The following is a 20,590-nucleotide window of genomic DNA, read 5'->3' on the forward strand; positions in this document are numbered from 1 at the left end:
TGTTTATCAATAAATTGTAGGTGTTTCGAATACCTCTTTTTTATATTTAACTCTTTTTTATTATTTGTAGCTAAATTATTTATATAATCAAAAATAAACTATTGATCTAATATTAGACATTATGTATAAATGGATGTATGCTTTGTCTATCTTAAGTGAAATAGGATATAGCCATGACATCACACTTGATACAACAAAATATTGAGGCACTTTCTCCTCCTGGTGGTCACTATTCTCATGTGGTTACTGCTAATAATATGTCATTTATTTCTGGTCTACTCCCGATAGATAAAAACGGTAAACCATTAGCACACGAAAATGTAGAACGACAAATTTCTCAAGTATTAGAAAACCTTAATGCATGTCTTGTCGGAATTAATGCACAAAAAACAGATATTGCTCAAATCAAAGTTTATGTCACTGATATTAATGAGTGGCCAATAGTAAATACGTTATATGCGCAATGGATAGGTTCACACAAACCCGCTCGTCTTGTTGCTGGCGTTAAAGAACTACATTTTGATAGCAAAATAGAAATTGAAGCAATAGTTATCAAGGAGTCTGTGTATGAGTAAATTATCTATTCCTGAATTTGACGATATAGTCGCAGCGCATCAGCGTATATTGCCTTTTATTAATAAAACTCCTGTTTTTACTTCTCGTACAATAAATGAAATGACGGGTGCGCAGTTCTATTTTAAATGCGAGAACTTTCAGCGTATGGGGGCTTTTAAATTTCGTGGAGCGATAAATGCTTTATCGCAATTTACGCCAGAGCAACGTAAAAATGGTGTAGTGACTTTCTCTTCAGGTAATCATGCACAAGCGATTGCATTATCAGCAAAGCTGTTAGGTATTCCAGCAACAATTATCATGCCAGAAGATGCCCCTAAAGCGAAAATGGAGGCAACAAAAGGTTATGGCGGACGCGTTGTTACTTATAACCGCTATACAGAAGATCGCGAAGAAATGGGTCGTTTACTGGCAGAAAAAGAGAAGTTAACCTTAATTCCGCCGTATGATCATCCTCATATTATTGCTGGACAAGGCACTGTTACTAAAGAGCTTATTGAAGAAGTTGGCGAGTTAGATATGTTATTTGTTCCACTTGGTGGTGGCGGATTACTTTCAGGCTCTTCACTGTCAGCAAAAGCCCTTTCGCCTTCTTGCCAAATTTTTGGTGCCGAACCTTTAGCGGGTAACGATGGACAACAATCATTTCGTAAAGGTGAAATTGTTTATATTGATACACCAAAAACGATTGCAGATGGTGCTCAAACACAGCATTTAGGAAATTATACCTTTGATATTATTCGCCGAAATGTTGATGATATTTTAACAGCGACAGATGAAGCGTTAGTATCAACTATGCAGTTCTATGCTCAACGTATGAAAATGGTTGTAGAACCAACAGGATGCTTGAGTTTAGCCGCTGCTCGCCAGCTCGGTGATAAACTAAAAGGAAAACGAGTTGGCATTATTATTAGTGGTGGTAATGTCGATTTAGCGCAATATGGGCAATTTTTGGCACAATAAGCTTTAATATGATTAAGATTTTTTGCAAAAAAAGCAGCATAGTGAATTAGCTATGCTGCTTAAATTGATCTTATAAAACCCACTAACAATAACCTATATTTATAACCCTACTTTTTTGTTATTTAATTTAGTGAAAAAGTAATTCCTGCTTCTTTACATAATGCAGTTAAGCTAACTTTTAATGCTTGATTCTCTTCTGGTAATAAATCCAACTGAGGTAAGCGCATATGCCCACCAGTTAAACCTCGTTGCGTTAATGCTGATTTAAAAATAGCCATATTTGCGCCTGATTTTAAAGCATCACTAAATTTCACACAGAACGTTTGCCAGCGTTTTGCTTCTTGATAATGACCGGCAATATACGCTTTATACATATTGACAAAAGGCTCTGGGAATACGCAAGCACAACCCGAAACGGTTCCATCGCAGCCTGCATCTAACAATCCTAGGAATAATTTATCATAACCATGTAATACAGAAAAATCGTCTGCCACGGCAAGATAGTTTAATGTTGTATTGTTATCAGCAAAACTGTACTTAATTCCAATGACGTTTTTACACTGTTGTTGCACTTTTGCCGCTAATTCAGGCTTAATATTATTTGCTGCACATTGCGGAATATTATAAAGATAAACCGGAAAATCATCAGGAACACTATTTGCTACAGTAACAAAATAGTTTTCAAGTTCTCTATCTGTTGCACCAAAAAATTGAGGTGTTACAACGCCAATCCCATCAGCGCCAATTTCTACGGCATGTTTAGCTAATTCAAGCGTTTCATTTAATGTCATTGCACCTACATGGATAAATACAGGTAAACGTTGATTAGCGGTTTCTACCACGGTTTTAGCTACTGTTTTACGCTCTTGTGCTGATAGGCGTAACATTTCTCCTGTTGTGCCACATGGATAAAGACAATCAACCTTTTTAGTCACCAACATTTCGGTTAATGCTGATAAAGCTTGAGTATCAACATTGTCATTACCATCAAATGGAGTAACCATTGCCACTGTAACGCCAAATAATTTTTTCATGAAAAGACCTTTTATTAAATCAGATTGCTTCAACAATAACTTTAATTGCCAACATACCAGGATCATCTAAGCCAATAGATTTCTCTGGAAACATACGAGCGCGCCCTAATAAATTAGGCTTTTGACGAAATTCATTAAGCGTATTATCAATACTTTTTAACGCTGTAGGTTTTAATTCAGAGAGAGATAACGTAGGAATAAGCGCTTGAGATAAACAGTAGATAATATCTAATACTGATTTTTGTCCTAACTCCCCTTTACCTCGCGCCATCATACTTTGGTAAGCTGTGGTTAATAGTGGAGAAATATCAGAAGGCATAATTTGCTGAAGTTTTTTTTCTTTGCAATATTTTGCCATTGCCATAAAAGCGGTTGCTTGTAAGGTACCAAAAGAAGAAGCACAGGCTTTTTGTAGCGATTTACTGCATTGAAAAAAAGCTTGGCTTAAATCATTGGGCCAGCTTTGTGCATCATCCGCAATTTGACGCCATCCTTTTTGCATCGTGATGCCTAAATCACCATCACCGAGCTTACTGTCTGCTTCACAAAGTAGATTTTGTGATTGTTCACAGGCTGTTGCTATGCGTTGCACTGCAAACTTTAAATGTTCAAGAGTGATCCCCATCGCTACACTCTCCAAAATGCACAATTGGCGGGTGCATTCATCAATATTTCAAGTTCATTATCAAGTTTACATAGCGTTAAACTTGCCCCCGCCATCTCCATTGAGGTGGCATAGCGTCCTACTAATGGATGAACAATTATCACCCCTAACTGATTGATAAACTGTGCTACTTTGTTATATAAAATATAAAGTTCTTCTAATGGTGTAGCACCTAATGAGTTCACTAATACTGATACTTTATCACCTGATTTTAATGATAATTCTGTTTGCAAACGTTCAAACATTTCTTGGGCAATATCGTCCGCACTACGTAATTTATCTCGCCATATTCCAGGTTCACCATGGATACCCATGCCCATTTCCATCTCATCTTCACCAATATCAAAAGTAGGATGACCGACGGCTGGTAAAGTACAAGATGTTAAAGCGCACCCAATAGTTCGGGTATTGTCCATGGTTTTTTGTGCAATTCGAGTCACTTCGTCAAGCGTTGCCCCTTCTTCTGCTTTTGCACCTGCCATTTTGAAACCATAAATCATCCCTGCAACACCACGACGTTTATCCGCTTCTTCTGGTTTTGCAGAAGCAATATCGTCGGCAGCTAAAACGGTGGTGCAACGGATATTATCTTCAAAGTCAACCATTTCAGCTGCCATGCCGAAATTCATGACATCACCGCCATAGTTACCATAAAGTAGTAGTACACCTAACCCATTATCAGCTTCCCGAATAGCATCAGACATTAAATCAGCTGAAGGTGATGCAAATACATCACCAACTGCAGCGGCATCTAATAAGCCCTCACCTACATATCCGGTAAATACAGGTAGATGTCCTGAACCTCCACCAGTAACAATTCCTACTTTCTTTTTATTAGAAACGGCTGAACGAGCAATTAAACGAGGTTGTGTCTGACGATAAATATGGCTATGAGCACGGCATAAACCAGCTAAAGTCTCATCAACATAATTTTCTGGTTTATTTAATATCTTTTTCATATGTTCACCCGATATTTTTATTTATTTATTTATTTATTGATTTACCTTATCTTTAAATAAACTGACTGCCTTTATTTAAGATAAGTATTCCCTGATGTTGGATAAAACATCTTTAATTGATTTCGCCTAAAAAAGTAGAGTTACTTATTTAGCTTTAAAAGCACCTCTAATTTGCATAATAACAATAAATAGAAATACACTTGCAAGCACCATTGAAATAGGTCTATTAACAAAGTTAATTAAATCGCCATCAGATTTCATTAATGATGAAAGTAAGTTTTTTTCTAGCATTGGTCCTAATATCATCCCTAAAATAATGGGTGATATCGGGAATTTACGCTCTTGGAGAAAATAGCCAATAACACCCATAGCTAACATAACAACAACCGATGACATGGTATTGGTAATAGCGTAAGAACCAACAATACTAAACAAAATAATAGCGGGATAAATAATAGCATTATCGATAGCAACGATTTTCTTTAGTAAATTAACAACAATAAAGGCTATTGGTAATAAGATTAAATTAGCAATAAAGAAGATAATAAATACGGCGTATAATTTATCTGGATTAAATAAGAATAGTGTTGGTCCTGGTTGCATATCTTTCATATACAACACCCCAATAATAATTGCAGCTGCGGAATCTCCTGGGATACCAAAAACTAAAGATGGGATCCAACTTCCTGCTAAGCTCGCATTATTACTGGCGGATGCATCAACAATTCCTTCTTCAGAACCTTTACCATATTTTTCTGGGTTTTTAGATAACTTCTTTGAAACAGCATAAGATATCCATGCTGCAATATCAGCACCCGCTCCTGGTAATGCACCAATTAATGTACCAATAATCCCACTGCGGAAAATACCGCTTTTACGTTGACGAACAACCGTTCCAACACCTTTAAAAATATTATAAGAGTGATTTTCAGACTCGGTTTCAGTAAGGTTAATTTGTTTCTCTTTCCAACGTTCAACGTAATATTTAATTGCGCCAGATATTGCAAATAGCCCTATCATTGCAGGAATAAAGCTCACACCTTGCATTAATGATACTTCACCGAAAGTAAAACGGGCTTGCCCGGTAAATTCATCGTATCCAATGGTAGCTAATGCAATACCAAAAAATAGCGCTAATAAGCTTTTTCTAATGTGAGAACCAGAAACAATAGTGGCACAACTTAAGCCAATTAAAGAGAGCCACATATACTCATAAGAGCTAAATTTTAATGCAAATTCTGCAAGTATGGGTGCCGTAGAAGCGAGAATAATCGTGCCAATAATACCGCCAATAACAGAGCTGGTTAATGACATACCTAATACACGATTTGTTTTACCTTCTTTAACTAAAGCATGTGCGTCATTGGTATAAGCTGCAGATGCAGGTGTTCCGGGAATATTTAATAGAGCACCAGGAATATCGCCTGCAAATATTGAAGATGCGCCAACAGAAATCATTAATGCTAATGCGGGAATGGGATCGAGAAAAAAGGTAAAAGGCACCATTAATGCAATAGCCATTGTTGATGTTAAACCCGGAATGGCACCAACAAACAGACCAAATAAACAAGCACCAATAACTACAAGGATTGTTGTGTAATCAATATAAGCAAGTGCGCTAATAAGTATATCCATACTGTTTTTCTCTAGTTATGAAAATAGCTGAGGTAGCGGTACTAACAGTACAGCGGTAAATAGATAATAGACACCTAACACCACACTGGCTGAAATAATAAAACTATATATATATTTTAATTTTGCATATTTCATCATTAATGGTGCGGTAATAATTAACCCGGTTAAAATAAAACCTAAATAATCGGCAGCCAATACATAAAAAAGAATGACACCGATAATTAATAAGACAAATTTTATTTCATGCCATGTTACTAAAGGTGTGTCTGTTTCTTGTTTACGTGAAAATATATCTATTAGTGAGAATATAATTATACCTCCACCAATAATGGAAGGCATAAAAGCCGCACCATATTCACTAAAATCACCTAATGAATAAGCACTATAAACAATAAGAAACAACCCAAAGAAACAGAATATAAGAGATAATATATGACGATTTAGCATAGGTATAAAAACGGCTGTTTATCAGCCGTTCCCTCTGTTATTTCTTTATAATTTCGCCAAACTTTTTATCTTCATTGGCCATAAATTGAGTCGCATCATCACCGTATAATTCAATGACTTCAAAACCTTGCTTATTGGCAAACTCGGCTAATTCACCTGAAGCATAGACTTTCTTCATCGCTGCGGTTAATTTATCTTGTGCTTCTTTATCTAGGTCTTTAGGTGCAACTAACATATTCCATGCTTGCAAATCCCAATTATAAGAAGTCGCTTGTTTAAATAAGGGAACATCAGGGTAAAATTCAGATTTTTCATTTGACATAATTGCCATATGTTTTACTAGCCCTGCTTTTACCATACTATCTGCTTCACCTAATGAAGACGTTACAATATCAACGCCACCGGAAGCCAATTCTTGTAATGCTGCACTTGCACCTTGTGATGGAATAAAACGAATTGCATTATCGGGTAATCCAGCAGCGCGTAACATACCAATATTATTAAGATGCCAAATTGAATTTAATCCACTACCAGATGCTTTTAGTTTTCCTGGATTCTCTTTTGCATAATCAATAATTTCTTGCGCATTTTTAAAGGGTAATGATTTTCCTATTTGTAGTCCACCATAAATAACCGCAAGACGAGTAATCGGTGTGTAATCTTGATAGGTTAAATTGGTCATGCCCTGATGATGCATCATCGTAATTTCAACCGTCGCTATTCCCAAGGTATAACCATCAGGTTTGGCATTTTTAATCGCATCATGACCAACGACGCCACTACCACCAGTTTTATTAACAACATTGACGGTTACACCTAATTCTTCTTGTAACCCTTTAGCGGCTAATCGGGCGACAGTGTCGGTATTACCGCCAGCAGCCCAAGGTACAATAATAGTAATCGGTTTTTCAGGCCATTGTGCGAACGCTGGAACAGTAAAAATGGAACTGCATAGGGTAAATGCCAGAAGTGTTTTTTTCATTATATGCACCTTTTCTCATTGCAGATTATTTGTGGTCGAATATCTTCAATTCTTGATTTAAGGCGAGCCTGAACTTGTGAAAGTGAAGGCATTGCTGTTACGCCTTTTTGTTCTATAAACGCAGATAAGAAGGCACTGGCAAATAAGACACTTTCATGCATGGTGCCTCCTGCTGCTATTTTTGAAGCAAATGCCCCGTTAAATGCATCTGTTGCCGCCATTGTATCAACGCGTAGTGACGGCATGGGTGGAATATGGAAAGTTGCGCGTCCATCAAAATAGACAACACCAAGCTCATCCATATAGATAATAATTTTCTTATTATCGCTGCCAGCAATAATTTCAATTGCTTGTTTGGCATCGTTAATATCACTTATTTCAATGTCAGCCCAATTAGATGCTTGGTAAGCATTTAGCGTAATAAAATCTAAATAAGGATAAAGTTGTTTTAAACTTTCGTTATAAGGGGCAACATTAAGTATGACAATTTTATTAACTGACTTTGCAAATATTGCCGCTTTGCTATTAGCATTAATATTAATTTCACCTTGAAGTAATAACACATCGGCTTCACTGACATAAGGAAGAGAAATATCGACCTCTTGATCAGTAAATGTGTTATTAGCGCCTAAATAAGTGGCAGTAATATTATTGTGAGTTTTATCTGCTAAATAGCTGATTGAACTGCCTGTTGGTTCGGTTTCAGTTTGAAAAATAGTAAAAGAATCAATGCCACTTTCTTGTAAATATTTATAAGCATATTTGCTGAAATGGTCTTCGCCTACTTTGGTGATTAAATGTACTTTAGCGTCAGAAAAACTGGCTGCGATCGCTTGATTAGTGCCTTTTCCACCGGGTCCTATTGAATTACTTTTTGAGTTAACTAATTCACCAACTCTAGGAAAAGATTCAACATTGGCGATAATATCGACGACAAATGATCCTAATATGCAAACCTTTCCTTCAGGCTTTTTATCTTGACTATCTCGAGTAATTAATAAGTCATGCAATAAACATGAAATATCAAAACTATCACTGAATTTACTTATTTTTTTTATTTCTTGTTTCCCTAGTATGGCGCCACCATGACAACGTTTGATCAACCCTTCTCCTTCAAGGTATTTCAAATCACTGCGGATAGTTTCTAATGTCACATTGAATTTTTCCGCTAGCTGAGCCACTTTAACTTTTTTCTGTTCCCTAATGATGCTATAGATTTCCTGTCGTCTCTCTTCTGAAAACATAAAGTGCCTCCGGGTCAGTGATATCGAGAATATGTGGATTGAGTCTACGATTCTGCGATGGTACTCAAAACAAAAAACCAAAAGCGGAAGCAAAACCAAATCAAAGCAATTTAGATCACATTTTTTTAACACAACATCAATTGGTATACGTGATAAATGAGAGGTGAAACGAGTCTTATAAAGAAGAGAGTATCATTAAAGAGAGAGAAATCAGTCGTCGATAACGACTGATTTAAGAAGGCACACTGTTTATAATAAATGTAGAAATTATTTATGAATGTGAATATTACGTTAAATACCTACTTGGCTATCTTAGTTTAGCAAGCTATTTAATAGATAAAATCCGGCTAAAGTAAGTAAAACCACCAGTAAAGTATTACGTATTTTCAGTGCTAAGACGATGCACAATAGTGTTCCCCAAAGATAAGGGTTATCCCATGTTCCCTTAAATTGTCCTTTTTCTAACAACACTATAGGCGCACAAATAGCGGTTAATAAACAGGGTGCGGAATAACCTAATGCTTGTCTGATAACTGGTGGTAGTTTTACAGGCACTGCTGGCTCAAGAAAGAAATAGCGTAAAAGGAAAATGATCAGCGCTAAAACTAACAATAACGACCATGTCATTGATGTTCTCCCCTTACTCTTGCAACACAAACCGCAATAAACATTCCCATTAATCCAGCAATAACCACCCCACCTTCAATATTTAGCCAACTAAAAGTAATGGATAAACAAAACGAGACAATAACGCCAACCAATGTGCTAAAACTTTTAATAAGCGGAATAACTATTGCTAGTAGCGTTGCAACGATAGAAAAATCAAGATGATAACTTGATAAATCAGAGACTTGGCTTGCCATAATAATGCCTATTATACTGACACCAACCCAAACCATATAAAAACAGAGCCCTACACCTATCATATAAGCAGGTGTTAATTTTGTTTTTTGTTGCATGGAAACCGCAAATAGTTCATCGGTCAATAAAAAACCAATAGTAATACGTTGATACCATTTTAAATGGGCAACATGAGGACGTAGCGTTAAACCATATAAAAGGTATTGTGCTGTAATAAAAAAAACGGAAACAACGATGGTTAGCATACCTGCACCAGAAACAACTAAGCCTAGCGTGACTAATTGTGCTGCTCCTGCAAATATAATGGCAGACATGCCAACGCTTTGTGCAAAGGTTAAACCCGCATCGACAGCCATTGATCCTGCTAAAATTCCCCAAGGTATAACCGCAAAGCATAAAGGCAAAGCATGTAATGTACCTAACCAAAAATCGCGATTAGCACTGTTATTTTTTATCTCACTTTCTATCTGTTCCATATACCCATATTCACTTTCATAATCCCATAGATAATGATTATCAGAAAGTTGAGATAAATGCGATTATATAATGTTGCTTTTTTGTGTCTTTTGTTTAAATAGATGTATTAATGTCGTTTGCGAATTTCAGCCGGAATAAAAATCTGATGTGTTTCAAGATCATTATGATTGATCAACGCCATAATCAGTCGAAAACAGTGTGATGCTAATAGAGGGTTATTTTGTGCAATAGTATCTATTGGTACAGATAATGAATCATAAAGGTAGTGATCATCAAATCCCGCAAGATATACAGAGCTTTGTAAGATTTTATTTTGGCTTAAGTAACGTAATACGCCATCTAACAAGCCACATGCTGAGGTAAATACAAACTTAGGCGGGCGTCCTAATGTGGCACAAAGGGAACCAAACATTTCATATCCCGAACTTGGGTGATAGTGACCGTGAATGATCCACTCTGCTTTTGGCGTAATACCGGCTTGTGTTAGACCTTGTGTAAAGCCCAATAGGCGATCTTTTGTTGGTGAAAGTGTTGATTGTCCACCTAAAAAATAGAATTCATTTAATGAATTGGGTTGTTCAATAGATGTTATATCAGCAATAAGCTGTTGTGTGGCGGTTGTGGCATCTGTGGCAACAAAAGGCAGTGTTGTACCCTCAAAATAGCGGTCAAATAATACAACGGGGATCTGCTGGCTTAAACGTTGATATTCAAAATCTGATTGCAAACAAGAGGCAACAATAAGCCCATCAATTTGTCGTGAAAGAAGATGCTCTATTGCTAATGTCTCTTGCGCCGCATTTTCATCAGTACAAGATATCAGTAATTGAATACCTGCTTCTCGGCATAATACCTCTAATTCATAAGCAACTGAGGCAAACCCATAGTTGGTGATATCAGGAATAACTAAACCTAACGCATAACTACGATTATCACGTAAAGAGCGAGCGTGAATATTTGGTTGGTATTGATATTGCCGAGCAATAGATGTGATGCGTTGGATGGTTTCATCTGCCACCCTCATCTCTTTACCTCGCCCATTAAGCACCAAACTTGCCGTTGTTTTAGAAACGCCTGCAAGTTTGGCAATATCTGTAATAGTGATCCGTTTTTGTTTTTTCACTTTATTTTGTACTCAACATCCATGAATTGATGCATTTAATCATTTAACAGCCAAACTATCATCTAATTGGTTTATTTTACCAAGGCATCATGTAATCGCCAGTAAGTCAGGGTAATTTTATCTTTACCTGAAAACTTAATTTGCTGTTTTTCTGAAGCAAAAAAACGGCTACTCATTACACCAATGCCATCATCAAAGAATATCTCTACACTCGAGCTATCACATAATATATGAAGATGCTTTACTGGATGTTGCCAATAGCGTGAATGCCATTCACCGTTTTTGAAACTACGACGTTTTAATATTGCTTGGGCTTCATTAATCATAAGTTCTAACGTATCGGAAAAACAGATAGTAAGGTTAGCATCAAGTTCTATTTTTAGTTCTACAGAAAAATCAGTAAGTTCTGGTGCATTATCTGCAATACCATGCCAATGTTGTTCTCTGTCTCTTAACTGTTGTAACTCTTTTATCGGTTGTTGATACAATTTGCCTTGTTTGACTTGAAGCTCACGGGGACACGTCATTTGGTGGATCCAGCCATTTGCTATTGTGGGTTGATACATCTCTTCACCATCAGGAACCCCCATCCAGCCGAACATGAGCCTTCTGCCATCCGCTGCCAGTGTGGTTTGAGGTGCATAAAATTCAAAGCCTTTATCTAACTCAATTAACTCACCATGAGAGAACTGATGATTGCTGTAATCAAATTGACCGGCAAGATAAGCACTAGGATGAGAATTTAAAAAGTGTTGCTCCCCTTTTTTAATACCTTGAGGACAAGTAAGTAATATAAAAATACCGTCAAGTTCAAAGAGGTCAGGACACTCCCACATATAACCAGCATCTCCCAATCCCCCAATGCCACTTCCTGCTAATTCACCTAATAAGCGCCATTGGTGAAGATCTGGTGCGGTATATAACAAGACTTTCCCTTGTTTATCTAATGTTTGAGCGCCTAATACCATGTACCAGTTATTTTGATATTGCCAGATTTTAGGGTCACGAACATGCCCACTATAACCTTCAGGAAGCCCTAATACAGGACCTAGTTTATCAAAACCACCTTGTGGGTTTTCAACAGCTAAACATTGCCATGCCGTACGTCCACCATCACTAAATTTTATATTTCCTGTGTAGCAAAGTGTTAACTTACCCTTATTTATTGCAGCACTTCCTGAGTAGCAACCATCTTTATCATAAATTTCATCGGGTAATAATGCGACAGGTTGATGTTGCCAAGTCATTAAATCTTTAGAACGCCAATGACCCCAACATTTATGACTATGTTCACAAGACAAAGGGTTCCACTGATAAAAGAGATGGTAATATTTGCCATCAAAACTAAAGCCATTGGGATCGTTTAATAATCCAGTAATCGGTGCAAGATGCCAACGAGGATAATATTTATCTTTTATTGCCATAGCACTATTGTTCATTACGGCTTGTAAAATCGCGGATAACCCTTTGTTCTTTTTCATTTATGCTGACTCCACTTTATATTTAAGTAACAGTGAAACCACAAATGCGGTTGCAAAAGCGATAACTAACCCAATGATATAATTAATAATAGAACCCGCTTGCACAATGGCAATGCCCGGAATTGCCGTTAATCCTACTGCAGTCATATAAACATGGGAAGCAACAACCCAAGCACCACCAGCAGCACCGCCAATCAGTGCGGCAATAAAAGGTTTACCGTAACGTAAGTTAATACCAAAAATAGCCGCTTCAGTAATACCTAACATGGCTGAAAAACCTGAAGGTATTGTAATAGCTCTAATTTTAGGATCTTTGGTTTTGAACCAAACAGCAAGACAAGCCCCACCTTGAGCAATATTTGACATCGCCCAAATCGGCAGTAAGAAGTTAACACCAATATTGGGATTACCTAATAATCCGGCTTCTACCGCATGAAAACTATGATGGATACCAGTAATAACAATCACTGAATAGAGACCACCAAACACAACACCGGCTAACCAACCTGCTTCAGTGATTAATGTGCTGAGTACAAATGAAATACCATCACCTAATAAACGCCCTACAGGTCCGATAATTAATAAGGCAACAAAACCAGAAATAATCACCGTTAAAAATGGCGTAATGATTAAATCTAGAGCATTAGGAACCACTTTACGTAACTGTTTTTCTAGTACGCTCATAAACCAAACAGCAAGTAGCACAGGAAAAACTGTACCTTGATAACCAATCATGGCGATTTCTAAACCAAAAAAGTCCATGGTATTAAAACCAGCAGCAACGCCCCATGCATTGGTCAACGCAGGATGGGTTAAAATCCCGCCTAATGTGGCACCAAGATAAGGATTACCACCAAACTCTTTTGCAGCAGTAAAACCAATCAGAATAGGCAAAATAACAAATGCCGCTGAGCTACACATATCTAACATAATGTAGAGCGCATTATCTGGACTTACCCATTGATTACTTTTCATTAATCCAAGTAAACCCATTAATAAACCTGATGCAACAATGGCAGGAATAATAGGTACAAAGATATTAGAGAGTAATCTTGCAATACGTTGAAATGGGTTTAGTTTTTTTGCAGCAATATTAGCCGCTTCTGACTTAGTTGATTCACCAATACCCGCAGCAGTAATAAATGCAGCGTGAACTTTATTTACTAATCCTGTACCAAAGATCACCTGAATTTGCCCAGCGTTACTAAAACATCCTTTTACGCCATCTAGTTTATTAATTGCCTCTTTATCTGCTTTTGAGTCATCAACGAGTACTAGCCTTAAGCGCGTTGCACAATGTGCCGCACTCGCAATGTTCTCTGCACCACCCAATAAGGGAACAAGTTGGCGAGCCACATCTTCAATATTCATAATAACCTCGGTAAGCCCTATTTTTGTTTGTAAACCTATCTAGCTTATATTTTGTTAAACAAAAACTAAACCGGTTTAGCTAATTATTAGATTAAATAAAAACCGATAAGAGATAGCAATATAAATAGCATAAAATGGGGTATTTTTGTGATCTAATCGACAGAATAGATGATTAAATGACCATTTGTAGGAAGTGGTAAATACTATAAATAGTTATTTAGCTAAACATACTTCAATTTATTTAGCTAAATGGAATTAACGTTTTGTTAAATAATTATAGTTCAAAAAAGTAAATTGTAATCATTGATATAAATAATGAATAAAAAGCGAGAGTAATCAATAGTTACTTATTGTATTTGTTCTTACTCTCAATACAACGATACTTTATCAATCGTTATATATTTATTTATACATCCAATTCAATCAATTGATTAAATTTAAATAATACAAAAGCTTAAGATAAGCCTAAAAAGTGGTAACGCTTGTAATAAATCACTTTTCTTTGATGTAAAACAACTACAACTTTTCATATATAAGTAGTATCCACATTAACAGTTGGGTTTTATTGCCTACGTTAAATCGCTTATTTTTTAACAAGAATAACAACAACTATTTATCTATAAGCCTTTTTTATCTTCTGTTTTTTCTTAAAAATATAAATAATCAAGTGAGTAATGTATGAAAAACATCAAAGAGATGGCGTTACTTTCCACCCCTTTATCTCGCCGTGGCTTTGTCAAAGTGGGTGCAGCAGGTGGATTAGTCGCAACTGCAGGTGGGTTATCTCTCCCCTTCAGTCAAGCTATCGCGGCACAACAGGGAGCCGAAACATCTGCAAGTAACGAAAAAGTGGTATGGAGTGCATGTACCGTAAACTGTGGTAGCCGTTGCCCATTACGTATGCATGTTGTTGATGGTGAAATTAAATACGTTGAAACTGATAATACTGGTAACGATATTTACGAAGAGCTACACCAAGTACGTGCTTGCCTGCGTGGTCGTTCTATGCGCCGCCGAGTTTATAACCCAGACCGTTTACGTTACCCAATGAAACGTGTTGGTAAGCGTGGTGAGGGTAAATTTGAGCGCATCTCATGGGATGAAGCCTTTGATACCATTTCTGACACCATGAAGCGTCTGATTAAAGATTATGGTAATGAATCGATCTACCTAAATTATGGTACAGGTACATTAGGTGGCACGATGACCAAATCTTGGCCACCGGGAGCAACCTTAATTGCTCGTTTAATGAATTGCTGTGGTGGTTATTTAAACCATTATGGTGATTACAGTACTGCTCAAATTGCTGCTGGTCTTAATTATACCTATGGCGGCTGGGCTGATGGTAATAGCCCTTCTGATATTGAGAATTCTAAATTAGTCGTGATGTTTGGTAATAATCCCGGTGAAACGCGTATGAGCGGTGGCGGTGTTACCTATTATGTTGAGCAAGCCCGCGAAAAATCAGATGCTCGCATGATTATTATTGACCCACGTTATACAGATACCGGTGCGGGTCGTGAAGATGAGTGGATCCCTATTCGCCCTGGTACAGATGCCGCATTAGTCAATGCCCTCGCTTATGTGATGATCAAAGAAGATTTAGTTGATAAACCATTTTTAGATAAATATTGCGTTGGTTATGATGAAACCACAATGCCAGCAGGTGCGCCTAAAAATGGTCACTATAAAGCCTATATTTTAGGTGATGGCATTGATGGTCAGCCAAAAACCCCAGAGTGGGCAGCACAAATCACCGGTATTCCTGCATCTCGTATTGTGAAATTAGCCCGTGAAATTGCCAGCGCCAAACCCGCTTATATTACCCAAGGTTGGGGACCTCAACGCCGTTCTAATGGTGAGCTCGCTTCTCGTGCTATCGCTATGTTGTCTATTTTAACTGGCAATGTGGGCGTTAGCGGCGGTAATACGGGTGCTCGTGAAGGTTCTTACAGTATTCCTTTTGTTAGAATGCCAACTTTTACCAACCCAGTAACCACCAGTATTTCGATGTTTATGTGGACTGACGCTATTTTACGTGGACCTGAAATGACAGCGACTCGTGATGGTGTTCGTGGTAAAGATAAGCTTGATGTGCCTATCAAAATGGTTTGGAACTATGCGGGTAACTGTTTAGTTAATCAGCACTCTGAAATCAATCGTACTCATGACATTTTGCAAGACGATAAAAAATGCGAAATGATTGTGGTGATCGATAACCATATGACGGCTTCAGCAAAATATGCGGATATTCTATTACCTGATTGCACCGCTTCAGAGCAGATGGATTTCTGCATGGATGCATCAGCCGGTAATATGGCTTACGTTATTTTTGCCGACCAAGCAATTAAACCTCGCTTTGAAAGTCGTAATATCTATGAGATGACTAGCGAAATCGCTAAACGTATGGGCGTTGGTGAGAAATTCACTGAAAATCGCACTCAAGAAGAGTGGTTACGTCACCTTTATGAGCAATCTCGTCAAGCATTGCCAGAACTGCCAACCTTTGAAGAGTTCCGTGCTAAGGGTATTTTCAAAAAACGTGACCCTGAAGGTCATCATGTTGCTTATCGCCAATTCCGCGAAGATCCCGTTAATAATCCACTGACAACACCATCAGGTAAAATTGAAATCTACTCTTCTCAACTTGCTGAAATTAAAGCGACATGGGAATTAGCCGCCGATGATGTTATCGATCCACTGCCAGTCTATTCTGCTGGATTTGAAAGCTATGGCGACCCTGCAATGGAAAAATATCCATTACAAATGACAGGATTCCACTATAAATCACGAACTCACTCTACTTATGGCAACGTTGATGTATTAAAAGCGTCATGTCCGCAAGAGATGTGGATAAACCCTGTAGATGCATCAAAACGAGGCATTAAACATGGCGATTTAGTGCGTATTTATAATGGTCGTGGTGAAGTGCGTATTAACGCCAAAGTAACGCCTCGTATTCTGCCCGGTGTTGTCGGATTAAGTGAAGGTGCATGGTATAACCCAGATAGCAATCGTATTGATCACGCAGGTAGCATTAACGTGTTAACGACCCAACGCCCTTCACCACTTGCTAAGGGTAATCCTTCTCACAGTAATCTTGTTGAAGTCGTCAAGGCGTAAGGAGTCTGGTTATGTCAACGCAATATGGTTTTTATATCGATTCAAGTCGTTGTACCGGCTGCAAAACCTGCGAACTCGCGTGCAAAGATTTTAAAAATTTATCTCCTGAAGTGAATTTTCGCCGCATTTATGAATATGCTGGTGGTGATTGGACTGAGCAAGATGGCGTGTATACACAAAATGTGTTCGCCTATTATTTATCTATCTCTTGTAACCACTGTGATGATCCTGCTTGTGCAAAGGTGTGTCCAAGTGGTGCGATGCATAAACGTGAAGATGGTTTTGTCGTTGTTAATGAAGAAATTTGTATTGGGTGTCGTTATTGTCATATGGCATGCCCTTATGGTGCCCCTCAGTTTGATGAAGTGAAAGGTCATATGACCAAGTGTGATGGCTGCTACGAGCGTGTTGCTGAAGGTAAAAAGCCGATTTGTGTCGAATCTTGCCCACTGCGTGCATTAGATATGGCACCTATTGAAGAACTTCGCGCTAAATATGGTGACTTAGCTGAAATCGCACCACTGCCTTCTGCTAAACATACACAACCAAATATCGTACTTAAATTAAATGCCAATAGCCGTCCTGTGGGAGATACATCAGGTCATCTGGCAAACCCAGAGGAGGTTTAAGATGGGAATGGGATTACATGAATGGCCACTAATGTTTTTTACGGTTATTGGTCAAAGTGTTGCCGGTGCCTTTATCATTATGGGATTAGCTATTCTCTCAGGTAAATTACCAGAGGAACTTAATCGTAAGGTTCATTACAGTATGTTTGGACTTTGGGCATTAATGGGAATTGGTTTTTTACTCTCAATGATGCATATGGGGTCACCTTTACGCGCATTTAACTCATTTATTCGCTTTGGACAATCATCGCTGAGTAATGAGATTGCCAGTGGTGCAACTTTCTTTGCCCTTGGCGGACTCTACTGGTTATTGGCTGTATTGAATAAAATGCCAGCAGCATTAGGTAAATTATGGCTTGCACTAGTGATGGTATTAGCCGTGTTATTTATCATTGCTATCTCTCGTGTTTACCAGATTGATACCGTACCAACTTGGTATAATGGTTTCACTACCTTTAACTTTGTTCTTACTGCATTTATTGGTGGCCCTATTCTTGCGGCACTTTTAATGCGTATCGCAGGTTTTAACTTAAATTGTGTGAGTTCACTACCGTTACTGAGTGTTATTGCGGTGGTGATTAGTGCCATTGTGGCAACATCACAAGGTTTTGAGTTAGGTTCTATTCAAACATCAGTACAACGAGCGGTTGATTTAGTACCTGATTACGGTTTCTTAATGGGGCTAAAACTGGTCGCTTTAGTGTTAGGTTTAAGTTGCTGGATTGCACCATTGCTGCGCAAAAACAACCCTTCTGTTGCTATTATGGCATTGGGCTTTGTTTTGGTGTTTGCGGGTGAGTTTATCGGTCGTGGCGTGTTCTATGGTTTACATATGACTGTCGGCATGGCTGTTGTTGGCTAATAGTTCATAATTCTATTAATTAAGCCGCTATAATAGTTTAGAGTCAAACTTTCTAACTATATGGCGGTTTTCTTTTTTGCAGCACTGCGCTTTTTTAATCTTGGTCATTATGTTGAGATAGAAAATCGCTTATAGTAAAAGCAATAACTTTGAGCGGATTATAAAAATATTATGGAACAACAACTTATTACAGATATTTCTCTGACAGCACGCATTCTTGGTGCCGCTTTTTATTACCCACCTACAGAGAACAATGATATTGTTGAGCTACTTTCTAGTGGCAACTGGGTTGCTGAATGGCCTTATGGTAACGATGAAGAAAAGCAGCGTATTGCTAAATTGCTTGAGCAAACAACACTTAATGATGAAAGCTTAGCACAAGCTTATCAGCGTTTATTCGTTGGTCCTTATGCACTGCCAGCGCCACCTTGGGGCTCCGTTTATTTAGATAATGAAAACGTGTTATTTGGTAATTCCACATTAGATTTACGTGAGTGGATGTTAGAAAATGGTATTGATATCGCACTAACGCAAAATGAACCTGAAGATCATTTTGGTTTGGTGGTTATGATGGCTGCGTGGATAGCGGAAACGCGTCCTGAGAAATTAAATGAGCTATTAGCAGAGCATTTATTACCGTGGGCTTATCGTTATTTAGAAAAGTTGTCACTACAAGGCGCATTTCCTTATTATGAAGGATTAGCGATGCTGGCAACATTAACACTAAAAAATTGGCAATCACTATTAAATGTGACACCAGCTCAAAAACAGCTATTTTGCTAATTAAGTGTATTAACTGATTTTATAGACCAGCCTAAAGGCTGGTTTTTTATGGTCTAAAGTAGTATCGGGTTGGTTAGCTCATATTGATCAAATATATTTTTTTGAATGATCCCAGCATCAAGCATTTTTGCAACTACGACTTCTTTTATTTCCTTGTTTCTATAAAAATAATAATCGGGTGTAATTTCTTTATTAGAAAACATTTCAATTAAATCGATAATTTCTGAAAACTCTTCTTTATGCTCTAATGTATTGAGCAATTTAATATAAATATTTATTTCTGGTATGATTTTTTTAAAATCATCTTCCATTTTTTTTGATAGGTGTGTATTAACAAAGTCATTAATAAACTCATCAAAACTATCACCATATTTTAATTTTAGACGTTTAATATCATCCGTTATAGCATCAAGAATATTTGAATAGGCTCGTCCATAAACAATATTGAAATCAAAATAGTTATATTTAAATAACTTTTGGCATAAGTAAAATAAGGTATTTAGGCTATATCGCTTTTTATCTTTAAGATGCGTCATTGCATAACAAACCAACAAGTGATTAGTGTTTAATGTACTTTCATTATTTAAATTATCTTTTTTTACCACAGGTGGATATATCGTTATTTCAACAGAGTCTAAATCTGAAAGTATGCTGGTAATCATATTTTCAACACACTCCCAGTCTAACCCACCATTACCACACCCCAATGGCGGTAATGATATTGATGGAATATTTCTTTTTATTATTTCTTGTTTTAGCGTCAATAACCCTTTTTCAATATAATCATATTGTGATTTTTTACGCCATGAGTCTTTAGTTGGAAAATTAACAATAATTTTTTCATTTTCGCTTGTGATTAGAATATCTCCAATTTTGAATCGGTTATCATCACACGCTTTTTTGTAGATTATATAATTTTCTGGGAATTTCACTTTGAATTGATAGGCGATGCCTTTCCCCATTACACCTTGACAGTTAACGGCATTGACTAATGCTACAGAGCTAGACTCAAAAATATCACCAGAAGAATATATAATCATTTTTTTACACAGAAATGTTCCATAATATTGATATATGTATTTAACCCATTTTTACTCAATAAGCCTTTAACTTCTTTCTCCATTTTTGCATCTTTTACATAAATACAGAAAAAGGAGCTTGCTGGTACTGTATTAGGAGAAAGACATTCTGCCATACAGACTAGCTTAGACGCAGTATTCTTGTAATCGCGTTGATCCATCAATTCCCAATTAATTGCATCAATGCCTTGTTCATAATCCATTTTTAATAATGTTTGGTAAATTGTCCAAACAAGTAAGATGATAAAGTAATAATTTATCTCGAATAGAAATATTTTCAGACATAATAACCCTTCATTG

At 37.3% G+C, this 20,590-nt stretch carries 20 protein-coding genes; 6 read left to right on the forward strand and 14 right to left on the reverse strand.

Annotation, left to right across the window (positions count from 1 at the left end; genetic code table 11):
• The first annotated feature begins 173 nt into the window (after positions 1-173).
• Both ABN099_RS00470 and ABN099_RS00475 read left to right on the forward strand, forming a co-directional pair.
• Positions 174-575, forward strand: coding sequence for a RidA family protein (locus tag ABN099_RS00470; RefSeq protein WP_349461711.1), 402 nt, complete (start codon positions 174-176; stop codon positions 573-575).
• Positions 568-1,536 carry a threo-3-hydroxy-L-aspartate ammonia-lyase gene (locus ABN099_RS00475; protein ID WP_349461712.1) on the forward strand — a complete coding sequence of 323 codons (969 nt, stop codon included), beginning with the start codon at positions 568-570 and terminating at the stop codon, positions 1,534-1,536. Before ABN099_RS00470 ends, ABN099_RS00475 begins: the two co-directional genes overlap by 8 nt.
• 122 nt (positions 1,537-1,658) lie before the next feature.
• Here ABN099_RS00475 and ABN099_RS00480 read toward each other — a convergent pair whose 3' ends face one another.
• The 12 genes from ABN099_RS00480 to ABN099_RS00535 all read right to left on the reverse strand — a co-directional run bounded on the left by ABN099_RS00480 (position 1,659) and on the right by ABN099_RS00535 (position 13,814).
• Positions 1,659-2,570 (reverse strand): dihydrodipicolinate synthase family protein, encoded by a 912-nt coding sequence (locus ABN099_RS00480; protein ID WP_349461713.1) that lies wholly within the window; start codon positions 2,568-2,570, stop codon positions 1,659-1,661.
• A 19-nt stretch (positions 2,571-2,589) separates the two neighbouring features.
• Positions 2,590-3,195, reverse strand: coding sequence for a dihydroxyacetone kinase subunit L (locus ABN099_RS00485; RefSeq protein ID WP_349461715.1), 606 nt, complete (start codon positions 3,193-3,195; stop codon positions 2,590-2,592).
• A gap of 2 nt (positions 3,196-3,197) precedes the next feature.
• Entirely contained in the window at positions 3,198-4,193 is a 996-nt protein-coding gene (locus ABN099_RS00490; RefSeq protein ID WP_349461716.1) for a dihydroxyacetone kinase subunit DhaK, read from the reverse strand.
• 144 nt (positions 4,194-4,337) lie between these two features.
• A complete protein-coding gene (locus ABN099_RS00495; RefSeq protein WP_349461717.1) occupies positions 4,338-5,828 on the reverse strand; it encodes a tripartite tricarboxylate transporter permease in 1,491 nt (496 codons plus the stop codon).
• A gap of 15 nt (positions 5,829-5,843) precedes the next feature.
• Positions 5,844-6,275, reverse strand: coding sequence for a tripartite tricarboxylate transporter TctB family protein (locus tag ABN099_RS00500; protein ID WP_349461718.1), 432 nt, complete (start codon positions 6,273-6,275; stop codon positions 5,844-5,846).
• Positions 6,276-6,312: 37 nt separating this feature from the next.
• Positions 6,313-7,257 (reverse strand): tripartite tricarboxylate transporter substrate binding protein, encoded by a 945-nt coding sequence (locus ABN099_RS00505; protein WP_349461719.1) that lies wholly within the window; start codon positions 7,255-7,257, stop codon positions 6,313-6,315.
• Positions 7,257-8,501 carry a PfkB family carbohydrate kinase gene (locus ABN099_RS00510; protein ID WP_349461720.1) on the reverse strand — a complete coding sequence of 415 codons (1,245 nt, stop codon included), beginning with the start codon at positions 8,499-8,501 and terminating at the stop codon, positions 7,257-7,259. The genes ABN099_RS00505 and ABN099_RS00510 overlap by 1 nt, the downstream gene beginning before the upstream one ends.
• A gap of 312 nt (positions 8,502-8,813) precedes the next feature.
• Positions 8,814-9,128 (reverse strand): AzlD domain-containing protein, encoded by a 315-nt coding sequence (locus tag ABN099_RS00515; RefSeq protein WP_349461722.1) that lies wholly within the window; start codon positions 9,126-9,128, stop codon positions 8,814-8,816.
• Positions 9,125-9,838: an AzlC family ABC transporter permease gene (locus tag ABN099_RS00520; protein WP_349461723.1), complete on the reverse strand. Its 714-nt coding sequence runs from the start codon at positions 9,836-9,838 to the stop codon at positions 9,125-9,127. Before ABN099_RS00520 ends, ABN099_RS00515 begins: the two co-directional genes overlap by 4 nt.
• 107 nt (positions 9,839-9,945) lie before the next feature.
• Entirely contained in the window at positions 9,946-10,962 is a 1,017-nt protein-coding gene (locus ABN099_RS00525; protein ID WP_349461724.1) for a LacI family DNA-binding transcriptional regulator, read from the reverse strand.
• Between the two features lie 71 nt (positions 10,963-11,033).
• Entirely contained in the window at positions 11,034-12,443 is a 1,410-nt protein-coding gene (locus tag ABN099_RS00530) for a sucrose-6-phosphate hydrolase (protein WP_349461725.1), read from the reverse strand.
• Entirely contained in the window at positions 12,444-13,814 is a 1,371-nt protein-coding gene (locus tag ABN099_RS00535) for a sucrose-specific PTS transporter subunit IIBC (protein WP_349461726.1), read from the reverse strand.
• Between the two features lie 678 nt (positions 13,815-14,492).
• On the opposite strand from ABN099_RS00535, the gene dmsA reads away from it, so the two are divergent.
• The 4 genes from dmsA to dmsD all read left to right on the forward strand — a co-directional run bounded on the left by dmsA (position 14,493) and on the right by dmsD (position 19,211).
• The gene (gene dmsA / locus ABN099_RS00540) at positions 14,493-16,937 is read left to right on the forward strand and encodes a dimethylsulfoxide reductase subunit A (protein ID WP_349461727.1); all 2,445 of its coding nucleotides are present in this window, start codon (positions 14,493-14,495) and stop codon (positions 16,935-16,937) included.
• Between the two features lie 11 nt (positions 16,938-16,948).
• On the forward strand, positions 16,949-17,566 hold the full coding sequence (locus ABN099_RS00545; protein WP_349461729.1) for a DMSO/selenate family reductase complex B subunit: 618 nt from the start codon (positions 16,949-16,951) through the stop codon (positions 17,564-17,566).
• Position 17,567: 1 nt separating this feature from the next.
• Positions 17,568-18,428 (forward strand): DmsC/YnfH family molybdoenzyme membrane anchor subunit, encoded by an 861-nt coding sequence (locus tag ABN099_RS00550; protein ID WP_349461730.1) that lies wholly within the window; start codon positions 17,568-17,570, stop codon positions 18,426-18,428.
• 171 nt (positions 18,429-18,599) lie between these two features.
• Complete coding sequence (gene dmsD, locus ABN099_RS00555) at positions 18,600-19,211, forward strand: Tat proofreading chaperone DmsD (protein WP_349461732.1); 612 nt, start codon at positions 18,600-18,602, stop codon at positions 19,209-19,211.
• A 53-nt stretch (positions 19,212-19,264) separates the two neighbouring features.
• Here the strand turns inward: dmsD and ABN099_RS00560 are convergent, their stop codons facing one another.
• Positions 19,265-20,251, reverse strand: a complete 987-nt coding sequence (locus ABN099_RS00560) for a macro domain-containing protein (protein WP_349461733.1) — start codon at positions 20,249-20,251, stop codon at positions 19,265-19,267.
• Complete coding sequence (locus tag ABN099_RS00565) at positions 20,248-20,493, reverse strand: DarT ssDNA thymidine ADP-ribosyltransferase family protein (RefSeq protein WP_349461734.1); 246 nt, start codon at positions 20,491-20,493, stop codon at positions 20,248-20,250. Before ABN099_RS00565 ends, ABN099_RS00560 begins: the two co-directional genes overlap by 4 nt.
• Between the last annotated feature and the right edge of the window lie 97 nt (positions 20,494-20,590).

Origin of the sequence: Proteus hauseri, assembly GCF_040139125.1 — a bacterium.
GTDB classification, from domain to species: domain Bacteria; phylum Pseudomonadota; class Gammaproteobacteria; order Enterobacterales; family Enterobacteriaceae; genus Proteus; species Proteus hauseri_B.